A 20,809-nucleotide genomic window follows, 5' to 3' on the forward strand; every position below is an offset into this window, starting at 1 on the left:
CCGCTTCAGGAATCGAGCGCCTCGTCGTCGGCCCCGGCGTCTTCGGGCCGCAGGCCCGGATCGGTCAGCAGGCGGGTCGCCAGCGTGTCCAGCACCTTCAGGGCCGTGACCAGCTCATCATCGGGCACCCCGTCAAACACCCGTGTCCGCATCGCCGCCGCCAGACCGTCGAAGGCCGCCAGGGCCGTCGCGCCCTTCTCCTGCATCACCACCAGTCGCGACCGTCCGTCCCCGATCAGCCGACGTCGGGACACAAGACCGGCATCCTCCAGCCAGTCGACCAGCCGGGTGACGCTGGCCCCCGTGATCTTCATTCGCGCCGCGATCTCCGAGTGGGTCAGGCCCCGTCGCGCATCCGCGAGGACATATAACAGGCTCATGGGCGCCCCCGCATGCCCCGCGCCCCGGTAGGCCTCGGCGGACCGTTGCTGCCAACGCCGCGCCGCCTGCGAGACGCTGTTCACAACCTTCAATTGCAGGGAGTAGCGGGAAGTCGGCACGGCTCTCCAGGGGACGGGCGGCGTAACAATGCGTGAAACGCCGCGCCGTATCACACGTCGGATTCCGGCGTTACCGCATGCCCTTGTTGGGAGAAAAATCCAGCTCTCGCCATGATATATAGCGGGCTAAGCAAACGGGCGCCGCGCATAAATCATTTAAGGTCAGGCTTAACGCAGTTCGCGTTTCCCCTCTCTCCATATCGAGACACGCCATGAAGTCCTTCCTTCGCGCGCGCCCCGCTGATTCGGCGGGTGAGCTCGCCGAGCTGCGCGCCATGCTGGCCGCTGTTCATCGTTCGCAGGCCGTCATCGAGTTCGAGCTCGACGGCACGGTTCGCACCGCGAACCCCAATTTCCTGTCCGTCGTCGGCTACGAGCTGGACGAGATCCGGGGCCGTCACCACAGCCTGTTCATGGACCCTGACGAGGCCGCCAGCCCTGAGTACAAGACCTTCTGGCGTCGCCTGAACGCCGGGGAGTTCATCGCCGACAAATTCACCCGCTACGGCAAGGGCGGGACGCGGGCGGTGATCGAAGCGTCCTACAACCCCATCCTCGATGCGGCCGGGAAGCCGTACAAGGTGGTCAAGTTCGCCACCGACGTCACCGCCGCCGAAATCGAACGCGAACGTCGCGCCGAGGCGGACCGCAGGGAAGCCGAAATCCAGACCAATGTGGTCGAGGACACGGGGCGCGGACTGGCCGCCATGGCGGCGGGCGACCTGTCCTATCGCATCACCAACGAATTCCCGGGGCGCTACGGCCCTCTGCGCGAGAATTTCAACGCCGCCATGAACGCCATGGACGAGGCGATGGGCGTCATTCGCGACAACGCCGGAACCATGCAGTCCGGCGCCGGCGAGATCAGCGGCGCCGCCGAGGAACTGTCCCGCCGCACCGAGCGTCAGGCCGCCTCGCTTGAAGAGACCGCCGCCGCCCTGGACGAGATCACCGCCACGGTGAAGAAGACCGCCGAGAACGCCCTGTCCGCCGACACCGTCGTCGGCCACGCCCGGTCGCAGGCGCAGAGCGGCGGCGAGGTCGTCCAGCGCGCCGTCACCGCCATGGGCGAGATCGAACGGTCCTCCGACCAGATCAGTCAGATCATCGGGGTGATCGACGAAATCGCCTTCCAGACCAACCTTCTGGCCCTGAACGCCGGCGTCGAGGCGGCCCGCGCGGGCGAGGCCGGTCGTGGCTTCGCGGTCGTGGCCTCCGAGGTCCGGGCCCTGGCCCAGCGCTCCGCGGACTCGGCCAAGGAGATCAAGACCCTGATCTCGGCCTCCGGCGCCCAGGTCAAGGACGGCGTGGTTCTGGTTCGCCAGTCGGGCGAGGCCCTGACCGGCATCGTCAGCCGCATCAGCGAGATCACCGAACTGATGGGCGAAATCCGCGCCTCGACCCAGGAACAGGCCTCCGGTCTGGCCCAGGTCAACACGGCCGTGAACGACATGGACCAGGTCACGCAGCAGAATGCGGCAATGGTTGAGGAATCGACCGCCGCCAGCCTGAACCTGACCCGCGAAGCCGCCACCCTCGCCGAGCTGGTCGGACGTTTCCAGGTCAGCGAGGAGGCGCATCGTCCCACGCCGATCCGCGCCGCCGAAGCCCGGATCGCGGCCTTCGCCGCCGAGCCTGCCCCCGCCCGTCCCTCCCGCCCCCGCATGGCGGTCGGCGCCGGTCGCCCGGTCGCCGTCGCCGCCGGCTGGGAGGAGTTCTGATGACGACCGCCCTCGCCGACGGCGGGACGCGGGAGCTGGTCGGCTTCCGCGTCGGGGATCAGGCCTTCTGCATCGACATCACCTCGGTGCTGGAAATCCGGGGGTGGACCCCGGTCACGCCCCTGCCCGAAGCGCCGCCGTACATGACCGGCGTGGTCAACCTGCGCGGCACGGTCCTGCCGATCATTGATCTGGCCGAGCGTCTGGGTCTGCCGACCTCGGAGCCCTCGGCCCGGCACGCCATCATGGTCGCCCGTTGCGGCGGGCGCACCGTGGGCCTGCTGGTCGAGGCCGTGTCCGAGATCATGCAGTTGAACGACGCCATCCTTCAGCAGACGCCGGAGATGGGCCAGGGCGACGGTCAGGGCCTGATCGCCGGCATCTTCGCCGTCGATGGCGGCATGATCAGCCTTCTGGAGCTGGACAACCTGCTTCCGGCCCTGCGCGAGGTCGCCTGATCCGGCGTTGAGCCCTAAGCCTTGAGAATGGTCCGGACGGCCTGCGCGAAATTCCGCCCGCCGTCCGGCGCAGATCCCAGATAGAAGTCCGGCTCGATCAGCTCCGCCTCCATCAGCCGCCACGTTCCGTCCGGCGCCGTCGCCATGTCGATACGGGCGTAGAGCAGCTCTTCCCCGATCGCGGCCAGGGTCGCCTCGGCCAGCGCCGGCGCGCCCTGCGGCGGTTCCGGCAGGGCGACATACTGGCCGCCGAACTGCACCTGAATGCGGAAGTCCCCGTTCACCGGCCGCTTGTTCACCACGTGGCTCAGCTTGCCGCCGAAGAACAGCAGGCTGGTTTCTCCTTCCGTCTCGATGGACGGCAGATAGGGCTGGATCATCGCCGCCCCCTCCGGCGCGCCCTCCAGGGGCTCGCCCTTCGCCAGCCGCAGCGTCTTCCACGCCCCGCCCGAGACGCGCGGCTTGACCACCACCACATCGGTTTCGAACCGGTCGAAGGCGGCGTCCACATCCGCCTGCGTCACGGCCTCGACCCAGATGGTGTCGGGCACGGCCACCCCCTTGTCGGCCAGACGGCCCAGATAGCTCTTGTCCGAGTTCCAGCCGATCACCGACGCCGGGTTGCGCATCCGCACGCCCGCCGCCTCCCACGTCCGGCAGGCCTGAATCCATCGTTGATGATCGCGGTGATAGCCCCACACGATCACCGGCAGGACCAGCGGATAACCGGTCAGGCCCGACGCATCCTCGACATGGTCCGTCCACGGGGTCGGCTCGACGGTCACCCCCGCCGCCTCCAGAGCCGCCGCCAGCCGCTCCAGCACGCCGGGCCACTGGCCGGCATAGGAGGGATCGGCGGGATCGGGGGTCAGGACGGCGATACGGGTCATCCGGCGTTCCTAACGACCCCGCCCGTCTGGTCAAAGCCCCTCCGTCCCGCTATGGGCGCGCCATGACCCAGAACGCCCCCCTCTACGACGTCACCGCCGTCGGCAACGCCATCGTCGATGTGCTGGCCCCCTGCGAGCCCGCCTTCCTCGACGCCCAGGGCCTCGTCGCCGGTTCGATGCAGCTGGTCGACGCGGGACAGAGCGCCGCCCTCTATGCGGCCATGCAGGCGGGTGTGGAGGCCTCGGGCGGTTCGGCGGGCAACACCGTGGCGGGCGTCGGCGGCTTCGGGGGGCGCGCGGCCTACATCGGCAAGGTCGCCGACGATCAGCTGGGCGGGGTCTTCGCCCACGACATCCGCGCGGCGGGCGTTCACTTCGACACCCCGGCCCTGGCCGACGGCGCCGCGACCGGCCACGCCACCGGCGTCTGCATGATCAACGTCACCCCGGACGGCCAGCGCACCATGTGCACCTTCCTGGGCGCCGCCAACCAGCTGACCGTCGCCGACATCGACGCCGACCTGATCGGCGCCTCGGCCATCGTCTATCTGGAGGGCTATCTGTTCGACCCGGCCCCGGCCCGCGCCGCCTTCGAGGCCGCCGCCGCCGCCGCCCACGCCGCGGGTCGCAAGGTGGCCATCACCCTGTCGGACAGCTTCGTCGTCCACCGCTGGCGCGCCGAGCTTCTGGCCTTCATCGAGGCTTCGGCCGACATTGTCCTGGCCAATGAGGCCGAACTGGCCGCCCTGTTCGAGACCGAAGACTTCGACGCCGCCGCCGCCCGCCTTGCCTCAATGGTTGACGTGGCCGCCGTCACGCGCGGCGCAGAGGGCTCGGTGGTCATTTCCGGCGACCAGCGCGTCGCTGTTCCGGCCTTCCCGGTCGACAAGGTCATCGACACCACCGGCGCCGGCGACCAGTACGCCGCCGGCCTGCTGCTCGGCCTCGCCCGCGGCCTGTCGCTGGAAGACGCCGGCAAGCTCGGCTCGCTGGCCGCCTCCGAAGTCATCGCCCACTGGGGTCCGCGTCCCATGACCTCGCTGAAGACGCTGGCGGAAGAGGCCGGGCTGGTTCTGGGCTGACCGCCTCGTCCGGGCCCGGTTTTCGCCGACGGAGCCCGGAAAGTGATTGGTGATTGGTGGTTCGCGGCGTCACGGGTGGTTGTTGTCTTGCCCCTGACCGTGGTCCCGGCCACCCACTAATCACCAATCACTTCCCGGCACACTGCCGGCCGCCTCTAGCTCCGGCGAAGCGTCACATACAGCGCCCCGTCGCCGCCGTGGTGGCGCGCGGCCGGGGCGAAGCCTGACACCACCGTCCGCAGTCCCGGCGCGGCCAGCCATTCGTGCACCGAGGCGCGGATGACGCCCGTACCGCCGCGACGGCCCTGACCGGTCACCACCAGCACAGAACGATAGCCTCGCGCCTGCGCCCCGATCAGGAAGGCGGTCAGGGCGTCCTGGGCCTGGAAACGGCCATAGCCGTGCAGATCGATCTTCGCCTCGATCGGATCGCGTTCGCGCGACAGCCGGCGCTTGCGGCGCGGCTCCAACTCCTCGGGCGCGCCCCGACCACGGGACGGGGACGCGGGCGCGGGCTCCGCGAAAACCGGAAGGGCGGCGGGCCGCGGTCTGGCGACCTTGGGCGGCGTCTTGCTCATGCCTTTCGGCAGGCCCTTCGAAACCGGAACAGTCCGCGGATCGACTTCGGCCATGCCCGGCGTCACGCGCAACGCCTTCTTCGCGACCTTCTCCTTCACCGAGCCCGTGACGCGGGCCCAGATGCGGCGGTCATCGGGGCTCAGATCGTCCCGGCGGCTCATGACGTCCCGTCGAGGTCCTCGTCCGGCGCGGTCTCCTGCGGACCCGGGGTCCAAGCCAGCAGATCGCCCGGCTGGCAGTTCAGCTCGCGGCACAGGGCGTCCAGGGTGCTGAACCGCACCGCCCGCGCCTTGCCGGTCTTCAGGATCGACAGATTGGCCAAGGTCACGCCCACGCGGTCGGCGAGCTCCGTCAACGACATGCGCCGTTCGACGAGGATGCGATCAAGCTGGACGCGGATGGCCATGGACACTCTCTAGCTTCAGGCGCCCTGCGGGTCGACCCGCGGCGCGCCGGGTCGAAAAGGCGGAGCCTTTTGGACGCGCCGCCACATCAAATGGTCAGTTCAGACTCACGACGCAGGCGCGCGCCCTCGCGGAACACTTCCGCCAGCACGAAAACGACCAGCACCGAAAAGGCGGGGGTCACCAGATCAAACACGCTCGGCGGCTCAAGCTCGCCGCGCACCAGACGTGACACCAGATACTGGCCGATCCAGGCGCCGCCGGTCACCACGGCCAGGGTCAGACCGATCTGCTTCAGGCGGCTCACGTTGGCGGGCTGAAAGGGATCGCCCATCTGCAGCGCGCGCACCATGGCGCGCAGATGGTTCAGGATCAGGGAGAAGCCGCCCAGATAGGCGGTGATCGCGCCGACGGCGAACAGGATATAGACGCGCGGAACCGGCACGGTGATGCCGCCGGAATCCGTGGTGACACGCACGCCATCCACGCCCAGCGGCACGAAGATCATAAAGATGAACAGGCAGACCGAGGCGGCGGTGGCCAGGGTCAGGGCCCAGAAGGCGGCCCAGAGGACGGCGCCGAGCAGCCGGCTCATCTGGCCCTGGGCCAGACGCGGAAGGCGGATCCCGAGAGAGGGCGGTTTCGGGAAACGCATGACGTCAGGCTCTCTCAGGCCGGACGTCGGGGCGCGATCGCCGCGCGGGGTCCGGCGAACCCACGCGCGGTCTTATTAATCGCGATTGTCATGCGGCTCGTCAAAGCTCCCTGACCGGTCGGGTCAGAAGAACTGGACGAGGGTCGAGATGAAGGCGACCGGCATGACGGCCAGCAGGAAGGTGTTGAGCACGCCGTGGCCGACCTTTTCGACGAAGTAGGAAGCGTTCATGGTGTTCATAGTCGTTCTCCGGTGATCCTGAGTGAGGGATATTTTCACCCCTCTTCGTTGAAACCGCTGCATCGATCTTGCCGGTCTGGCTCGTATCGGAGAACGTCGCGGCGTCCGTTCTTGAGATAATAGATAGGACGTGCACCGGGGTAAGTCATGTTACATATCGTTTAACGATATTAAACTTGTGCAATGAAACATTAAAGCGTCGCTTGAGGTCAAAATGCTGAAACTTGTCAAAGGGATGCGCATCGTCGCGGCGACCCACAACCCGGGCAAGGTTCCGGAGATCAAGGCCCTTCTGGGCGGACATTACGAGGTGGTCACGGCCGGAAGCCTGAACATCCCCGAACCGGACGAGACAGAGACGACATTCGTCGGCAACGCCCTGCTGAAGGCCCGCCACGCGGCGGACCTGTCGGGCGAGGTGGCCCTGGCCGACGACTCCGGTCTGTCGGTCGCCGCGCTGGACGGTGCGCCGGGCATTTTTTCCGCGCGCTGGGCCGGTCCGGACAAGGATTTCGCCTTCGCCATGCGTCGCGTGGAAGAACGGCTCGAGGAAATCCGGTCCGATGACCGCCGCGCCTGGTTCACCTCGGCCCTCGCCGTCGCCTGGCCGAACGGCCCCGCCGTGGTGGTCGAGGGTCAGGTCCACGGCCTGCTGACCTTCCCCCCGCGCGGCGACCGCGGCTTCGGCTACGACCCCATCTTCATCCCCGAAGGCCAGACGCAGACCTTCGGCGAACTCGACCCCGCCGTGAAGGACGCGCTCAGCCACCGGGCGCGGGCGTTCGAGAAGCTGAAGGCGGCGCTGATGGACTAAGGCCGAAGTGGCGAGTGGCGAGTGTTCTCACGCCAAAGCGTGTAAGGGATCAATCCAACTCCGGATCGCCTCGCCCTTGGGGTGGAATGCCCGCTACGCCCTCTTCCTCCTCGCCACTCGCCACTCGCCACTCGCCACTTCGCGACCCCGGCAGCGACGTCGCCCTCTACGTCCACTGGCCCTACTGCGCCCGGATCTGCCCCTATTGCGACTTCAACGTCGTGCGGGACCGGGGACGCACCGACGAACAGGCCGCGCTGGTCGAGGCCATCCTGACCGACATGCAGGCTCAGGCGGCCCTGACCGGCCCGCGCCGCCTCGCCTCCATCTTCTTCGGCGGCGGCACGCCCTCGCTGATGGACCCGGCTGCCGTGGCGCGGGTGATCGCGCGCGCGCAGACCCTGTTCCAGCCGCGCGGCCCCATCGAGATCACGCTGGAAGCCAACCCCACCGACGCCGAAGCCGACCGCTTCGCCGCCCTCGCCGCCGCCGGCATCAACCGCCTGTCCATGGGGGTGCAGGCGCTGGACGACGCCGCGCTGAAGGCGCTGGGCCGCAATCACTCCGCCGACGAGGCCCGCCGCGCCGTGTCCACGGCCGCCCGCGCCTTCCCGCGCCTGTCCATCGACCTGATCTACGCCCGCCCGGGCCAGAGCATCGCCGACTGGCGCGCCGAACTGTCCGAGGCGCTGGACCTCGGCTTCGAACACGTCTCGCCCTACCAGCTGACCATCGAACCCACGACCGCCTTCGGCCGCGCCTTCGCACGCGGCACGCTGGTTCCGCCCGACGAGGACCTCGCCGCCGAACTCTATGAGACCACGCAGACCGTCCTCGAGGCCGCCGGGTTCGAGGCCTATGAGGTCTCCAACCACGCCCGGGGCGAAGCCGCCCGCTCGTCCCATAATCTCCATGTCTGGCGCGGCGGCGACTACGTCGGAGTCGGCCCCGGCGCCCACGGCCGCCTGACACTGGACGGCGTCCGCACCGCCACGGTCGCCCATCGCGGCATCGCCGATTACACCACGGGTGTCGCCGCCAACGCCCCCTGGACCGAACGCGACAACCAGTCCCCGCTCGAGGCCGCCGAGGAACGCCTGTTGCTCGGCCTGCGCACCGTCGAGGGCGTCTCCCTCACCGACCTCGCCGCTCTCGACCTGTCCCCCGACCGTGGCCGCCTCGCCGACCTGCTCGCCGACGGCTTCCTCACTCGCACCGACGAACACATCGCCGCCACCGCCGCAGGCCGTCCCCTGCTGGATGCGGTGCTGAAGGCGTTGCTGACGTAACCCCTCTATCGTCATCCCGGCGAAAGCCGGGACCAGCGGCGCCGCGACGGCGGCGAAACACAGAAGGTCAAAGCAGGACGCCGGCGCTCCTGACAGCTTCGCGCTCGCGCGCGCCGCTGGGTCCCGGATCGCGCGCCCGCTACGCGACCGCTTGTCCGGGATGACGATAGCAAGAAAGCGATACGTCCAAATTTGACGCACCGGCATGTCAGACTGGATCCCGGTCTTTGACATCGCGGTCCGTGACGCTCCCTCCGGGTTGAGCACAGGCTGAATGCCCCGCCGCACTGAAAACCTCGCCAAACGCCCTGTCGCCGGCGCCTGACGTCGTGCCCGGAGCCCTCATTCACGGTTGAAACGGCTGCCGATCACCTCGTTTCACGAAAAAATGTGCACGATGTGCACTGCATTTTTTTCGAGTGCACATTATCGCCCGACCCCGGCGCCTGTGTCGGGAAGACAGGGTTCCGGCATTTTTCCCCTGACAGGGCCGACCCTGTCAGGCACGGTCCCGCCGATGCCTGATCCCACCCGCCTCAGCAGCCTCATCGAGGCCGAACTTCAACACCTTACTGATGCTTGTGCAGTCGCAGCGATCCGCGCCCGGCTGATCGCCCCCGTCCAGGTCATGCTCGACTGGGACTACGGCGCCCCGGACCAGCAGTTTCCGGGCTGGGTTGTGTTCAGCGATCCCCCGACACAAACTGAGATCGTTTTCTGCGCCGAGGGTTTCGGTCCATCGCGCCCTTGGGGCCTGATCATGCCCCAAGGCGACCAGCGTCCCATAGGGATGGATTCCGGCTGGTTTCAGAGCTTCACGGACGCCTGGCTGGACTCCTGGGCCGCCGCCGACCTTGAGCGCAAGGCCCCGCTCGGGCACGGTCCCGCCGATGCCTGATCCGTCCGTCTTCCCGCCGACCGCCCCGCCCGCGCGCACCGTCGCGCCCGGCCTCTATCTGGTGGCGACGCCCATCGGGAACCTGCGCGACATGACCCTGCGGGCGCTGGACGTGCTGGCCGCCGCCGATCTGGTGCTGGCCGAGGACACCCGCGTCACCGCCAAACTGCTGTCGGCCTATGGGCTGAAGGCGAAGCTGGAGCGCTGCGACGACCACGCCTCGGCCCGCGCCGCCGAACAGGCGATCGAACGGCTGAAGGACGGCGCCGTCGTCGCCTTGGTGTCCGATGCGGGCACCCCGATGATCTCGGACCCCGGCTTCGTCGTCGCCCGCGCCGTTCTGGCCGAAGGCCTGCCGGTCCATCCGATTCCCGGCGCCTCCAGCCTGCTGGCCGCCCTGTGCATCGCCGGCCTGCCCGCCGACCGCGTCACCTTCGCCGGCTTCCTGCCGTCCAGGTCGGGCGCGCGGCGCACCGCGCTGGAGGAGCTTCGCACCGCCCGCCAGACCCTGGTCTTCTTCGAGAGCGGCCCGCGCCTCGCCGACAGTCTGGCCGACATGGCCGCCGTGCTCGGCCCCCGCCCCGCCGCGGTCGCCCGCGAGCTGACCAAACTCTATGAGGAGTGCGTGCGCGGCGCCCTGCCCGAACTGGCCGTCGATCCGCGCTGCCAGTCACCCAAGGGCGAGATCGTCATCGTGGTCGCCCCCGGCGAGGTGGAGGCCGCCTCCGAGGCGGACGCCGACGCCGCCCTGACCGAGGCCCTGACCCGCCTCCCGCCCGGCGAGGCGGCGGCGGAGGTGTCGAAGGCGCTGAACCTGCCCCGCAAGCCGCTCTACAAGCGGGCGCTGGAGCTTCAGGGCCGGTGACCCGCAAGCGACCCTCGGACCGCCTCAAGGCGCCGAAGGTCGTGAAGACGCCGTCGCGCGGCTGGCGCGTCAGCCTCGGCAAGGCCGCCCACCGGGCCGGTCACCGCTCCGAATGGCTGGCCGCCGCCCTGCTGATGCTAAAAGGCTACCAGATCCTCGGCTTCCGCCTGAAAACCCGCGCCGGCGAGATCGACATCCTCGCCCGCCGCGGCCGGACCCTCGCCGTCGTCGAGGTCAAACGCCGCGCCACGATGGAACAGGCCCTCGCGGCGCTTCAGCCGGAACAGTACGAAAGGCTGCTTTCGGCCGGCCGGGCAGTGTTGCGCCAAAGACCCAGCTTGGCCGGACATCTGTTGCGGATTGATATTGTGGCGCTGGCTCCCCGCCGCCTTCCGCGCCATCGTCCGGGTGTGAACCGGGGGCGGTCGTGACGCGCGACGAAGCTGAGACCTGCTTGAGCGAGGCCGGACTGGCCGACGACGACGCCTTCCCCCTGCTGGAAGCGGCCATCGCCTGCGCCATTCACGACTATCCGTTCCGCGACCCGGAGCCGGTCCGGCTTCTCGCCGCCGCCGCCGCCCAGCGCCTGACCGAACGGATGATCGGCGAAAGCCCGGATGACGCCCTGGCCGAGACCATGGCCTGCGACCTGCGCCTGAACGGCGACCTGATCCACTTCGAGCACGTCGGCAACACCGACATCATAGACGTGGCCGAGCGGCGTCGCGGCCTGTCGGCGGCTCTGGCGATCCTCTACCTCGACGCGGCCCGCCGCGCGGGCATCAAGGCCCAGGGCGTCGACTTCCCCGGCCACTTCCTGCTGCGGGTCGAAACGCCGGAGGGCCCGGTGGCGCTGGACCCCTTCAGCCAGGGGCGTCTGGTCATGCCGTCCGAACTGACCCGGCGCGCCCTGCGCGCCGGCCTGACGCCCCATGTCGCGGATCGGCTGGACGTCCTCATGGCCCCGGTCAGCGACCGACAGGCCCTGATCCGGCTGCAGAACCTTCTCTTCATCCGCGCCATCCGCGCCCATGACTACGAGAGCGCCGAGCGGTCGGCCGTCCGCCGCGCCCTGCTGGACCCCGAGGACCACCGCCCCTGGCTCGACGTCGCCGCCGCCCGCGAGAAGCAGGGCGCGCTGGCCGGGGCGCTCGAAGCCCTCTCCCGCGCCCGCTCGCTCGACGACGGCGCCGAAGTCCGCCGCCGCCTGTCCGTGGATCGCGTCCGGCTGCAGCTGAACTGACGCCAAAGGGTTGCGCCCGGCCCGTCCGGCGCCCATTAGCCAAGCTGCTGCCCGCGAGGCGGCCTCAAGTAGCGCGAAGCGCGGTAGGCCAAGAGACAAGTGATGCTGAAGGTCGCGATCCAGATGGACCCCATCGAAGGGGTCAATATCGAGTCCGACACCACATGGCTGCAGGCCATGGAGGCCCAGAACCGGGGCTACCCGCTTTGGGTCTATGACTTCCGCACCCTGGCGCTGGAAGACGGCGTCCTGTTCTGCCGCGCCCGCCCGGTGACGTTGCGCCAGACCGTGGGCGACCACGTGACCTTCGGCGACGAGGTGAAGCTGGACCTGTCGAAGGACGTCGACGTCATCCTGATGCGTCAGGACCCACCCTTCGACATGGCCTATGTCACCGCCACCTACCTGCTGGAGACGGTGCACCCGAAGACGCTGGTGGTGAACGACCCCGCCGAGGTCCGCTCGGCGCCCGAGAAGCTGCTGGTGACGAAATTCCCCGGCCTGACCCCGCCGACCCTGATCAGTTCGGACCCGGTCGCCCTGGGCGACTTCCACCGCCGCCACGGCGAGGTGGTGCTCAAGCCCCTGCACGGCGCCGCCGGCTCGGGCGTGGTGCGGCTGAAGGCCGACGACCCCAACCTCGACGCCCTGGTTGAAATCCACGCCATGGGCTCGCGCGATCCGCTGGTGATCCAGAAGTTCATTCCGGCGGTGTCCAAGGGCGACAAGCGCATCATCCTGATCGATGGCGAGCCCGTCGGCGCCATCAACCGCGTCCCGGCCAAGGATCAGGTCCGCTCCAACCTGCGCGTCGGCGGCACCGCCCAACCGGTCGAACTGACCCCGCGCGATCTGGAGATCTGCAAGGCCATCGGCCCGACGCTCAAGGAACGTGGCCTGCTGTTCGTCGGCATCGACGTGATCGGCGACTATCTCACCGAGATCAACGTCACCTCCCCCACCGGCGCCCAGCAGCTGCTTCGCTTCACCGGCGTCAACGCCGCGGCCCTCATGTGGGATGCCATCGAGAGCAAGCGCGCCGGATAACGTCGCTCTTGCAATGGTTGTGAGTTCGTGTTTCGTTCTTCCCGAATAGCGGGAGAGAATGATGCACGCCAGCGTCGTCACGGTAGCGTTCGAAGGCGTCGACGCCCGGCGTGTGGACGTCGAGGTCCAGCAGCTGTCGGCGGAAACGCCGTCCTTCACCATTGTCGGCCTCGCCGACAAGGCGGTGGCGGAAAGTCGTGAACGGGTGCGCGGGGCCTTCGCGGGCATCGGACTGGCCCTGCCGTCAAAGCGGATCATCGCCAATCTGGCGCCCGCTGACCTGCGCAAGGAGGGCAACCATTTCGACCTGCCGGTGGCTCTGGCCCTGCTGGCCTCGATGGGCGTCATCCCGCCGGACGCCCTGTCCGGCTGGGCTGCGATCGGCGAGCTGGGGCTGGATGGACGGATCGCGCCGGTCGGCGGCGCCCTGCCCGCCGCCGTCGCCGCCGACGGCATGGGGCTGGGCCTGATCTGCCCCGAGTCGAATGGACCCGAGGCCGCCTGGGCGGGCGACGTGGCCGTGCTGGCGCCCCGGTCCCTCATCGCCCTGGTCAACCATTTCAAGGGGACACAGGTTCTCCGTCGGCCCGATCCCGGCGCCATGCGCAGCGGCGAGCGCGTGCCCGACCTGCGCGAAGTCAAGGGACAGGAAAGCGCCAAGCGGGCGCTGGAGATCGCGGCGGCAGGGAGCCACAATCTGCTGTTCGTCGGCCCGCCGGGCTCGGGCAAGTCGATGATGGCCGCCCGCCTGCCCGGCCTGCTGCCGCCCCTGACGCCGAAGGAGTTGCTGGAGACCTCCATGGTCTGGTCGGTGGCCGGGCTGATCGAGCGCGGCGCCCTGACCCGCGACCGCCCCTTCCGCGCTCCGCATCACTCGGCCTCCATGGCCGCCCTGACCGGCGGCGGCCTGCGCGCCAAGCCCGGCGAAGCCTCCCTCGCGCACAATGGCGTGCTCTTCCTGGATGAACTGCCGGAGTATAGCGCCATTATGGAGCAAACACACCTAGAAGAACGGATCGTGCTTCTGGTGTAGGCGGCTCGTCTCAAATGCGTTCTTGCCTGTCCATTTGGGCTCCGGCTTTTTCTTATGGTCGCTCATGACAACGCAATCGGTAAGGGCGGTGGTGACCCGCTTTTCTACAACGACCTTGTAGCCGACGATCTTTTGAGTGGCTGCCCGAGCGCGCTCGAACGCCGCGTCGGCCTCGACCTGCGATACAAACACCCCCCAGATGGTAGTGTTGGGAAGCCGATTCACGAAGTTCACTCCCTTCCAAACATACAGCAGTTCCTCCTTCTCCGCTTGAATGAGAAACTGGCTGTGAGGGGAGCCAGCGTCGGTGTTGAGGTCGTAAGAGATCAGATAGTTGGCCATCAGGGCGCTCCAGAAAGCGAAAGGGCGACGCACGGCGTGCGTCGCCCAGTCGGTCAGCAGTCGGGGAGATCATCCAAGTTGTTCTTGGTGGTCGTGTCCCTATCCGTCCGCAGGTATTTTCCTTTGACGGGATCGTTGACGACCCTGATCTCGGTTCGTCCGCTCGTCCACGGGACGTAGTAGGTGTGGAGGCGGTTTTCGATGTCGTGGATCGCATCGGCCTTCTTCCGAGGCGACCACGCGGCTCCATCATCGCAAAGAGAGGTGATATCGCCGTCCCGGTTCTTACCGGTCTTACGCACAGCACGATCGGCCATGATTAAATTCCATGTATTGGAGTTGGCCCGGCCGCTCAGCGGCCGGGACGAGAGAGGTTGCTACCAGCGCCCCGGACGGGGGCTGGGAGGAGCCGAAGGCCTGCTCGGATAAGACGGCCGCTGAGGAGCGGACGGCCCAGAGGGTCGAGCCGGCGAGGGACCGCTAGGCAGCGACGGACGTTGGGGGGTCATAGGGATTTTCCTTCGGAACGAACGGCGTTCGTGAAATCCCACCTGCTGCGCAGGTTGATTCGGCAAGGACTCTGATTCTAACCTGCCCGAATCATCGGGAATGAACGCCTGATGGTGAAAAGAGGGGAGGGTCGGATTTCCTCGGCTACCAAACTTCGGAACCGACTCCTCCTCTCAGACGCCTCGCTGTCGGCCGCATCACGCTAGCCTAGACGAGCACTACCGCACCTACTTCTTGCCGGGTTCCGACACCGTGCCCTTCGGGTTACGGACGGCTGTTCCAGTCGTCACGTATTTGCCCGTCGAGGCTGAACGGTGCGGTCCCTTGGGGGGCGACTTGGCCATCCCAATCTCCAACACATGGTTACGCGACCGTGCCTCGCGCTGGCACTCATCACACTCGACTGCCACGCTCGATTTCGCAACCCCTATCTTGTGGGTATATCCTGGAAATCCACACGATCTAGTGGACACCGGAAGCGAACACGGCGAATCTTAATCTGATTGGTCTGAATTGGTCGCCCTCGACAAGGGGTGTGTTCCGATTTTGTTTCGCCCATCCACAACTTATCGGCGTTCAGTTTACCATCCTGAGTCATTCGGCGTTTAGCCCTGACGGTGAAGCTTACTGGCATGGCCAGACAGCACGCAGCGACCCAGCTTGAAGACAAATACGCCCGCCTGATGGGCGCCTTGCAGGTGATCGACCAAGAGGTGGAGCCCGTCATCGGCGTGGCGGCGATCATCGAGAAGCAGCTTGAGATCGAGAACCGGAAGCGGAAAATGCTCACTTTGGCGCGGGAACTAACCAGTTCAATCCGCCAGTTCGAGCCGGATTGGGACCCCGAGTCTATCAAGCCCATTGTGACCAAGCCTCGAATTCGTGCGCATGGCGAGGGAGCAAAAGCCGCCTATCGAGTGCTCAAGGCTGCCGAACGGCCGATGACGACTTGGGAGATCGGCAAGGCGATCGCTGTCGAGCTAAGTCTCAAACAGCCGGATCATCGAGAGAAGGCTCGGCTTGCCAACATCGCGAACGGAGCGTGTCAGCGCTCGCTTAAGCGCGGCTTGGTTGAGCGCCATGAGGGGCCGCCGATCCGGTGGTCGGTCAAGCGGCCTTCCCGTGCCTCTGCCAGTATCCGCTCATCGGCCTAGAAATCGCACTCTTGGCGACGGCGCCGACGACCAACGTAAATTGCCGACCGTTGTCCGCTCGGCGGAAGTCTTCGCGCCAGCCTAGCTCCTGCGCATACGCCAGCAAGTAGCGGCCCCATATGCGGTGGTGGACACCGCGTTCGGCCCGCCGAAGGCGGGCGTTGAAGCTCTCCGCCCAGTTGGTGTGGACGCCACCCGGTTCCGCGTATTGGATGCTGTGGTTGATCTGCTTGTGCTCCTCAAAGAACATGTGGAGGGCATTCCATGCAGACCCTTCATCGGTGCGGATGCTCGCGGACGGGTCGATGTGCTGCAAGAGCGCCTTGAACGCCTCGGTCTCCTGCTTCACGACAACCGAGATGGTCCGCCCGCCGGCCCGGCGTTCACGCATAGTCACGACCGACAGCCGCTTCGGATTCTTCACCCGCCGGTCCGGCCGCTCCGCCTTCACGTTCTTATGCTTGATGTGCCCGCCTACCCAGACGCCGTCGATCTCGACCACGCCCGTCAGCATTCGATCTGCCCGCATAGAACCCATCGCCTCTCCTCGGGGTGTGCCGGCTATATCGAGCACCAGAGCCGGCCGATTTCTCAGGAAGAGCTTCGAGAGCGGGCGAACTCAGCCTTCAATCCGCCGTCCCCGGATTCCTTCGACACGATCATGGGCAGGATCGTGTCGAACCTATGCAAGCAGAATCCAGCCCATCGGGAGTGCGGCTAACTCCTCAAAGTGCCGAATCGCTTCGGTCCCGACTCGTTTCTTGACTCATTGCAACCGTTACCCCATCTTGGGTCGTGCCCTTCGCGGCCTCCTTCCGAGTTGCAATTCGGAAGATGGTGGTTAGAAGCGGCTCTGACGGAGAGGAACAAATCGCGTTCTCCCCGCTTTTGTCCATCTCAAGCTGCCATTAACCCCGGCAGTCTTAGAGGTGGGTCAGCACGTAAGGCGGACTGGATTTATCTGGAAAGCCACTCGAAGCTTTCTTTGGCTCTTGCGGCCAATAGGGGGCGCGTTCGTGACGGTTAGATTGTGAACCTCGTCTGCGCAGGCGGCTTCACAATGGTCGTTACGATCCTAAGGTTACGAGGAACGGCCACGCATAGCGCGCCATTCCGCTGCTGAGTACAATGCAAGAAAAGGATTCTGTGCCGGCGAGCTTTAAGCTCGCCGGCGCAACCCCAATTTCAGATCAAATTATCCCGTCATTCGGGGCGATGTTCACGTGCTTTTCCTTCGGAGCACAGGCCTTCCCGTGGCAGTTAGGATACTGAGCATCCAGCTTCCGAACAGCCTCCACATCGAAATGGAATCGGTAGTCGTAGGCCCCGCCCAGCCTGCTGCGTGAGCGCAACAGGCATGTCAGCCCATGATCATCGTCGTCCTTGTTGCGGTAATAGCCGTGGCGGTCATTGCCCGGACTTTTGAAATAATGCTTTCCGTCAGAAAAACAGCGGCGCTGCCCATTTGCCGGCTTGGTCAGAGGGAATTTGCGAACAAAAGAGTCTGTGGCCTCACGCAATAACTGCTCCACATCGTTCGCCTCGCCGAGCTGGCCGTAGAGATCCAAAATCATCTCTCTCAAACTATTGTCAGCAAAGTTCTCGATCGGAAGAAGAAGCGGGGATATGTTTCCAACAGACGTTTTGTCAGTGACGATCCCGACCCGCTGACGGCACTGGGCGACAGCCTTCTCTATCCCGTCCACATATGCGGCCACGCGCGCGTTGCGAGCAGGCGTGGGCACCGGATCGCGGACGATTGCGGGGATAATTTTTGCAAACGCGAACGGGAAAAAAGCTCCCGTTAGAACCTCAGCGTTTTCCTTATGGGCGCCAACCACAATCGTCGTTGTAGGAACTGCTTCCTGTAGCGTCCGCGCATACTTTCGCGCCGCCTCGACTAAGCTGTTAGCGTAGTCCTGCGTGTATGGGCCGGAATGCGGCTTAATAATTAGCGAGCCAGTCTGGACGAACCGCTTGGAAGATCGAGAGCGTATTCTGTCATGAACATCTAGATCGAAGCCCGCGAGGACGACGATAAAGTTCATGCACGCGTTCTCGCGAGAGCGGCAACTGCATCTAAGCTCATGCTTATGCCTTGGAGCTGCTTTCTGTCCAAGCAATCAAGAACGAGATCAAGGACCGTGCGCCCGTCATGAGGGCGCGGAGCTACAGGATCGACCTCCAACTCAAAGGTCTTCCGATCAAGCTTGTGATCATCCAGCCATTTTTCAATGCGCTCAAGGATGACCCTAGGGTTGAACGGCTCTTCAGCTTTCCGAATTAACTCTTCCGGTATCTCAATCCAGCCATCTGCGGGCTCATCTTGAGTCACAACCTCATGCTGTGCCGGATCGTAGAACCTCTTTCCATGCGTTTTAGGCGAGGAAAATGCCAGCCAGAACCAGTGCACATATGATCGCCCGCGAGGACCGGAAGAGCTTTTCTTTACGGGCGGAATAAACGAGTTGCCTTTAGGCCATACAGCAAAGGTGCTCGGCTTCATTTCCACGACATCATATTTGTCGCTGAAGCGCTGACGCATGAAATCGGCGAGAGACAACCCACTCAAAGCCTTCAGGCGAGTGAGGTTTTCTTTGAGCGCAATGCCAATTGCACTCACAAATGCAGGTTTTCCCTCTGCAATTCTTTCTGAGATTATTTTCTCGATTTGGGTCGTGATTAGACCGAGTTCATCCGGTTTGGCCGTCGTTGGATCGGTCATTTGCCCCTCCTACCCCAAGCAAGCTCGGTATCACGCCCCGCTAGCTATTTCATAGTGGTTCGACAACTGTCGATGGAAGACAATCTGTACCACGCCCTCGTCATAAGGATCGCCCGCATCACCCCCGGCCGATCGGGTGCTGTTGCGACGACCCTCCCATCACATAGCCCCAAGAAGCCATCGCCCTCGTGCGCATGGGTGATCTGATAGAGCCGGGAGCCACGCCAGAAGCGTATTGGCTCGGACTGCCGGCCAGCGCTCATCGGTTCAACTCCCACAGCTTGTACAGCCCGCTGCTGGGAGCATTCCGAATGTGGCCGTCAGCCCTGAGCTTAGTCAGGCAGGCACCGATCCGCTTGCGCATTTGGACGACGGTGTTGTCGTCCGCTTTGAGCCGCCGCTCCTTGATCTGCTGGTGGACGATGTCGAGCGCGGTGAGCGGCCGATCCGTCGCCTTCAGCATCCGGATGACCAACCGCACCACCTCACCCTTCTTGGCGCGGTGCTTGGTCGGATACCGGACCAGTCTGGTGGTGTCGGCGTTCTTGTCGAACATCCGGATAGCGGCGTCGATATGATCGAGGTCGCAGATCACCTTGCGCTCATCCGCCCGCAGTTGCTTCAAGAGCAGGGCGAGTTCGGAGCGCTTGGCGATCAAGCCGGCGATCGTTCGGGGGCGGTCAAAGCCTTCGTGTTCCATGCAAAGAACGTAGCAAGAACAGCTAGTTAGTCATCCCGCCGCTAGGTGTGTTTGCTCCATAATGGCGGAGTATAGCGCCCAGGCCCTCGACTCGCTCCGCCAGCCCCTTGAGACCGGTGAGATCGTGGTCGCTCGCGCCAACGCCCATGTCCGCTATCCGGCGCGCTTCCAACTGGTGGCGGCGATGAACCCTTGTGGCCGTGTTGCCTTGTCAGCATCATTTCCGGATGGAAGGTGGAGGAGGGTTATCTCGATCTCCGTCCTGCCCACCACGATACGCTCCGTGATGGCTTCGACGATCTGCCGCTTCTCTTCCTCGGGGAGGTCTCCCCATCGTGTGGCTAGGTCTCTGGCTTCTACGAGAGCCTCGTCTCGCGACAAAAGGCTGATCCGCAGGACGTCGAGTTCGGCTTGGAGCCGCGGCAGTTCTTGCTCGAGCTGGTCCCGACGCTCGGCGAGCGGACGGTGCCTGCGGCCGAAATCGTCCTTGCTGAGCGCGTCGGCGAGATAGAGCTCGTACAGGCGATCGTCATCGGACGTGATCTTACGGAATTCGGCTTCGGCGGCCGTGACCAGTTTGGTCTTTTCACGGATGGCGTCCTGGGCGGCCTCGTTGTGCACGGCGACCTCCTCTGGAGAGATCAGGAAGTGCGTGAGCTGGGCACGATAGACCGCTTCAAGATCCCCTAGCCTCAGACCGCTTCTATCAGCGTCCGACAAACAAGTGGGTTGGTCAGGTCCTGCGGGATCGGCTGCGGCTTCAGACCACGAAATCCCGAGGCGTGTATGTAATCCCGCAGTCGGAACGGCCGAGGCCCCCGAGGCGAAGAACGGCTTGTAGCAGAGCGAACCGATGGTCAAGCCCGGTACGCCCCTGCGGACATCTTCGAACCTTTGGAAACGGCCTACTTGCTAGGCCAGAACGCCGCCTGGGTGTTCAGATACGGCGAACAAGAGCTCCGCACAGCCCTGTTCAAAATCGCTGCTTCGAACCCGATCCTGACCGATAGAAAAGTGAGCTTTCAGGCCGCGGAACCAGTCTCATGGGTCGCCGATTTGCAGCGATTTCTCCTTAGGCGGTGGGACGTAGAGGACGTTCGAACCTTTTCCGGTAATCCGTCCATTGTACCGCACCTCGAGGGGGCCGGAGAACGTCCCCCAAATCCACCACGTCCTTTCACCCGACGTGATGCAAAGATCCTGCTTGAAGGATGGCAGCAAGCCGCTGCGAAACCGAGTTGCCGAGCTCGCACCGATGCTCTGGAAGGCGTGAGAGAGATGCTCTTGTCACCCCTCACAGATTCCGTCCCATCTCGCCTGGCAGCGTAATCAGAATGAATCTCAAGTAGTGAATGCTTATTGCTAAGCTCCACACTGTTCGCCGCCGAGATTTCACAGCAAATTTCGCTCTTGGGGCGAACCGATCTTCACGTTGTCGCGAACGGACATTTGCACACGTTGACTCTGTTTAGGACCGCGCGCCCTATGAAGTCACGGATTTTGCCGACCACCTGGGAGAGTACGCTAACGATTATCGACTGACTGCAGGCACCAAATCTTCGTAGCCAGGTGCAGCCATGTCTGAGTTAGCGAACATCGATAGACGCGTCCCGCCTGTAGGGCGGAATGGATCACTGTTTTCGGTCTTTGAACCGTTGTG

At 65.3% G+C, this 20,809-nt stretch carries 23 protein-coding genes and 2 pseudogenes; 13 read left to right on the forward strand and 12 right to left on the reverse strand.

Features of this window, described 5'->3' with window-relative positions:
• Positions 1 to 5 precede the first annotated feature (5 nt).
• The gene (locus ACODRV_RS04285) at positions 6 to 500 is read right to left on the reverse strand and encodes a MarR family winged helix-turn-helix transcriptional regulator (protein ID WP_488907532.1); all 495 of its coding nucleotides are present in this window, start codon (positions 498 to 500) and stop codon (positions 6 to 8) included.
• Positions 501 to 712: 212 nt separating this feature from the next.
• Between ACODRV_RS04285 and ACODRV_RS04290 the strand changes: the two genes are divergently transcribed.
• Positions 713 to 2,221: a methyl-accepting chemotaxis protein gene (locus tag ACODRV_RS04290; RefSeq protein WP_488907533.1), complete on the forward strand. Its 1,509-nt coding sequence runs from the start codon at positions 713 to 715 to the stop codon at positions 2,219 to 2,221.
• A complete protein-coding gene (locus tag ACODRV_RS04295) occupies positions 2,221 to 2,679 on the forward strand; it encodes a chemotaxis protein CheW (protein ID WP_141628096.1) in 459 nt (152 codons plus the stop codon). The genes ACODRV_RS04290 and ACODRV_RS04295 overlap by 1 nt, the downstream gene beginning before the upstream one ends.
• 14 nt (positions 2,680 to 2,693) lie before the next feature.
• On the opposite strand, the gene ACODRV_RS04300 is transcribed toward ACODRV_RS04295, so the two are convergent.
• Positions 2,694 to 3,569, reverse strand: a complete 876-nt coding sequence (locus tag ACODRV_RS04300) for an ATP-grasp domain-containing protein (protein ID WP_488907534.1) — start codon at positions 3,567 to 3,569, stop codon at positions 2,694 to 2,696.
• Between the two features lie 62 nt (positions 3,570 to 3,631).
• Between ACODRV_RS04300 and ACODRV_RS04305 the strand changes: the two genes are divergently transcribed.
• Positions 3,632 to 4,651 (forward strand): adenosine kinase, encoded by a 1,020-nt coding sequence (locus tag ACODRV_RS04305; protein ID WP_488907535.1) that lies wholly within the window; start codon positions 3,632 to 3,634, stop codon positions 4,649 to 4,651.
• A gap of 155 nt (positions 4,652 to 4,806) precedes the next feature.
• On the opposite strand, the gene ACODRV_RS04310 is transcribed toward ACODRV_RS04305, so the two are convergent.
• The 3 genes from ACODRV_RS04310 to ACODRV_RS04320 form a co-directional block, all read right to left on the reverse strand.
• Positions 4,807 to 5,391: a Smr/MutS family protein gene (locus tag ACODRV_RS04310; RefSeq protein ID WP_488907536.1), complete on the reverse strand. Its 585-nt coding sequence runs from the start codon at positions 5,389 to 5,391 to the stop codon at positions 4,807 to 4,809.
• Complete coding sequence (locus ACODRV_RS04315; RefSeq protein ID WP_141628100.1) at positions 5,388 to 5,636, reverse strand: helix-turn-helix domain-containing protein; 249 nt, start codon at positions 5,634 to 5,636, stop codon at positions 5,388 to 5,390. The genes ACODRV_RS04310 and ACODRV_RS04315 overlap by 4 nt, the downstream gene beginning before the upstream one ends.
• An 86-nt stretch (positions 5,637 to 5,722) precedes the next feature.
• Positions 5,723 to 6,289, reverse strand: coding sequence for a DUF2975 domain-containing protein (locus ACODRV_RS04320; RefSeq protein WP_141628101.1), 567 nt, complete (start codon positions 6,287 to 6,289; stop codon positions 5,723 to 5,725).
• A 454-nt stretch (positions 6,290 to 6,743) separates the two neighbouring features.
• On the opposite strand from ACODRV_RS04320, the gene rdgB reads away from it, so the two are divergent.
• The 8 genes and pseudogenes from rdgB to ACODRV_RS04360 form a co-directional block, all read left to right on the forward strand.
• Entirely contained in the window at positions 6,744 to 7,343 is a 600-nt protein-coding gene (rdgB, locus tag ACODRV_RS04325) for an RdgB/HAM1 family non-canonical purine NTP pyrophosphatase (protein WP_488907537.1), read from the forward strand.
• A gap of 86 nt (positions 7,344 to 7,429) precedes the next feature.
• The gene (gene hemW / locus ACODRV_RS04330; RefSeq protein WP_488907538.1) at positions 7,430 to 8,632 is read left to right on the forward strand and encodes a radical SAM family heme chaperone HemW; all 1,203 of its coding nucleotides are present in this window, start codon (positions 7,430 to 7,432) and stop codon (positions 8,630 to 8,632) included.
• A 517-nt stretch (positions 8,633 to 9,149) separates the two neighbouring features.
• Positions 9,150 to 9,530, forward strand: coding sequence for a hypothetical protein (locus tag ACODRV_RS04335; protein WP_488907539.1), 381 nt, complete (start codon positions 9,150 to 9,152; stop codon positions 9,528 to 9,530).
• Positions 9,523 to 10,395 carry a 16S rRNA (cytidine(1402)-2'-O)-methyltransferase gene (gene rsmI, locus ACODRV_RS04340; RefSeq protein ID WP_488907540.1) on the forward strand — a complete coding sequence of 291 codons (873 nt, stop codon included), beginning with the start codon at positions 9,523 to 9,525 and terminating at the stop codon, positions 10,393 to 10,395. Before ACODRV_RS04335 ends, rsmI begins: the two co-directional genes overlap by 8 nt.
• The gene (locus tag ACODRV_RS04345) at positions 10,392 to 10,826 is read left to right on the forward strand and encodes a YraN family protein (RefSeq protein WP_488907541.1); all 435 of its coding nucleotides are present in this window, start codon (positions 10,392 to 10,394) and stop codon (positions 10,824 to 10,826) included. Before rsmI ends, ACODRV_RS04345 begins: the two co-directional genes overlap by 4 nt.
• Positions 10,823 to 11,638 (forward strand): SirB1 family protein, encoded by an 816-nt coding sequence (locus ACODRV_RS04350; protein ID WP_488907542.1) that lies wholly within the window; start codon positions 10,823 to 10,825, stop codon positions 11,636 to 11,638. The genes ACODRV_RS04345 and ACODRV_RS04350 overlap by 4 nt, the downstream gene beginning before the upstream one ends.
• Positions 11,639 to 11,737: 99 nt before the next feature.
• The gene (gene gshB, locus ACODRV_RS04355) at positions 11,738 to 12,685 is read left to right on the forward strand and encodes a glutathione synthase (RefSeq protein WP_240811685.1); all 948 of its coding nucleotides are present in this window, start codon (positions 11,738 to 11,740) and stop codon (positions 12,683 to 12,685) included.
• Positions 12,686 to 12,746: 61 nt separating this feature from the next.
• Positions 12,747 to 13,664: pseudogene (locus ACODRV_RS04360) on the forward strand (YifB family Mg chelatase-like AAA ATPase); the annotation flags it as partial.
• 24 nt (positions 13,665 to 13,688) lie between these two features.
• Here ACODRV_RS04360 and ACODRV_RS04365 read toward each other — a convergent pair.
• Positions 13,689 to 14,060: a hypothetical protein gene (locus ACODRV_RS04365; RefSeq protein ID WP_488907543.1), complete on the reverse strand. Its 372-nt coding sequence runs from the start codon at positions 14,058 to 14,060 to the stop codon at positions 13,689 to 13,691.
• A 53-nt stretch (positions 14,061 to 14,113) separates the two neighbouring features.
• On the reverse strand, positions 14,114 to 14,377 hold the full coding sequence (locus ACODRV_RS04370; protein ID WP_488907544.1) for a DUF3892 domain-containing protein: 264 nt from the start codon (positions 14,375 to 14,377) through the stop codon (positions 14,114 to 14,116).
• An 825-nt stretch (positions 14,378 to 15,202) separates the two neighbouring features.
• Here ACODRV_RS04370 and ACODRV_RS04375 point away from each other — a divergent pair.
• Positions 15,203 to 15,724, forward strand: coding sequence for a hypothetical protein (locus tag ACODRV_RS04375; protein WP_488907545.1), 522 nt, complete (start codon positions 15,203 to 15,205; stop codon positions 15,722 to 15,724).
• Here ACODRV_RS04375 and ACODRV_RS04380 read toward each other — a convergent pair.
• The 4 genes from ACODRV_RS04380 to ACODRV_RS04395 all read right to left on the reverse strand — a co-directional run bounded on the left by ACODRV_RS04380 (position 15,678) and on the right by ACODRV_RS04395 (position 19,149).
• Entirely contained in the window at positions 15,678 to 16,262 is a 585-nt protein-coding gene (locus ACODRV_RS04380; protein ID WP_488907546.1) for an IS1595 family transposase, read from the reverse strand. The genes ACODRV_RS04375 and ACODRV_RS04380 overlap by 47 nt on opposite strands.
• Positions 16,263 to 16,914: 652 nt before the next feature.
• The gene (locus ACODRV_RS04385; protein WP_488907547.1) at positions 16,915 to 17,772 is read right to left on the reverse strand and encodes a hypothetical protein; all 858 of its coding nucleotides are present in this window, start codon (positions 17,770 to 17,772) and stop codon (positions 16,915 to 16,917) included.
• On the reverse strand, positions 17,769 to 18,449 hold the full coding sequence (locus ACODRV_RS04390) for a hypothetical protein (RefSeq protein ID WP_488907548.1): 681 nt from the start codon (positions 18,447 to 18,449) through the stop codon (positions 17,769 to 17,771). Before ACODRV_RS04390 ends, ACODRV_RS04385 begins: the two co-directional genes overlap by 4 nt.
• A 259-nt stretch (positions 18,450 to 18,708) precedes the next feature.
• Positions 18,709 to 19,149: a hypothetical protein gene (locus ACODRV_RS04395; protein WP_488907549.1), complete on the reverse strand. Its 441-nt coding sequence runs from the start codon at positions 19,147 to 19,149 to the stop codon at positions 18,709 to 18,711.
• A 73-nt stretch (positions 19,150 to 19,222) separates the two neighbouring features.
• On the opposite strand from ACODRV_RS04395, the pseudogene ACODRV_RS04400 reads away from it, so the two are divergent.
• Positions 19,223 to 19,345: pseudogene (locus ACODRV_RS04400) on the forward strand (ATP-binding protein); the annotation flags it as partial.
• Here the strand turns inward: ACODRV_RS04400 and ACODRV_RS04405 are convergent.
• Positions 19,303 to 20,010 carry a hypothetical protein gene (locus tag ACODRV_RS04405; RefSeq protein ID WP_488907759.1) on the reverse strand — a complete coding sequence of 236 codons (708 nt, stop codon included), beginning with the start codon at positions 20,008 to 20,010 and terminating at the stop codon, positions 19,303 to 19,305. The pseudogene ACODRV_RS04400 and the gene ACODRV_RS04405 sit on opposite strands and share 43 nt — an antisense overlap.
• Positions 20,011 to 20,809: the final 799 nt, after the last annotated feature.

This window comes from Brevundimonas sp. FG8 (assembly GCF_057808845.1).

Excerpts from the sequence above, each read along its gene's own strand:
- ACODRV_RS04290 (WP_488907533.1), top strand. The coding sequence starts at position 713 with ATGAAGTCCTTCCTTCGCGCGCGCCCCGCTGATTCGGCGGGTGAGCTC.
- ACODRV_RS04295 (WP_141628096.1), top strand. The coding sequence starts at position 2,221 with ATGACGACCGCCCTCGCCGACGGCGGGACGCGGGAGCTGGTCGGCTTC.
- ACODRV_RS04300 (WP_488907534.1), bottom strand. The coding sequence starts at position 3,569 with ATGACCCGTATCGCCGTCCTGACCCCCGATCCCGCCGATCCCTCCTAT.
- ACODRV_RS04305 (WP_488907535.1), top strand. The coding sequence starts at position 3,632 with ATGACCCAGAACGCCCCCCTCTACGACGTCACCGCCGTCGGCAACGCC.
- ACODRV_RS04310 (WP_488907536.1), bottom strand. The coding sequence starts at position 5,391 with ATGAGCCGCCGGGACGATCTGAGCCCCGATGACCGCCGCATCTGGGCC.
- ACODRV_RS04315 (WP_141628100.1), bottom strand. The coding sequence starts at position 5,636 with ATGGCCATCCGCGTCCAGCTTGATCGCATCCTCGTCGAACGGCGCATG.
- ACODRV_RS04320 (WP_141628101.1), bottom strand. The coding sequence starts at position 6,289 with ATGCGTTTCCCGAAACCGCCCTCTCTCGGGATCCGCCTTCCGCGTCTG.
- rdgB (WP_488907537.1), top strand. The coding sequence starts at position 6,744 with ATGCTGAAACTTGTCAAAGGGATGCGCATCGTCGCGGCGACCCACAAC.
- hemW (WP_488907538.1), top strand. The coding sequence starts at position 7,430 with ATGCCCGCTACGCCCTCTTCCTCCTCGCCACTCGCCACTCGCCACTCG.
- ACODRV_RS04335 (WP_488907539.1), top strand. The coding sequence starts at position 9,150 with ATGCCTGATCCCACCCGCCTCAGCAGCCTCATCGAGGCCGAACTTCAA.
- rsmI (WP_488907540.1), top strand. The coding sequence starts at position 9,523 with ATGCCTGATCCGTCCGTCTTCCCGCCGACCGCCCCGCCCGCGCGCACC.
- ACODRV_RS04365 (WP_488907543.1), bottom strand. The coding sequence starts at position 14,060 with ATGGCCAACTATCTGATCTCTTACGACCTCAACACCGACGCTGGCTCC.
- ACODRV_RS04370 (WP_488907544.1), bottom strand. The coding sequence starts at position 14,377 with ATGGCCGATCGTGCTGTGCGTAAGACCGGTAAGAACCGGGACGGCGAT.
- ACODRV_RS04375 (WP_488907545.1), top strand. The coding sequence starts at position 15,203 with ATGGCCAGACAGCACGCAGCGACCCAGCTTGAAGACAAATACGCCCGC.
- ACODRV_RS04380 (WP_488907546.1), bottom strand. The coding sequence starts at position 16,262 with ATGGGTTCTATGCGGGCAGATCGAATGCTGACGGGCGTGGTCGAGATC.
- ACODRV_RS04385 (WP_488907547.1), bottom strand. The coding sequence starts at position 17,772 with ATGAACTTTATCGTCGTCCTCGCGGGCTTCGATCTAGATGTTCATGAC.
- ACODRV_RS04390 (WP_488907548.1), bottom strand. The coding sequence starts at position 18,449 with ATGACCGATCCAACGACGGCCAAACCGGATGAACTCGGTCTAATCACG.
- ACODRV_RS04395 (WP_488907549.1), bottom strand. The coding sequence starts at position 19,149 with ATGGAACACGAAGGCTTTGACCGCCCCCGAACGATCGCCGGCTTGATC.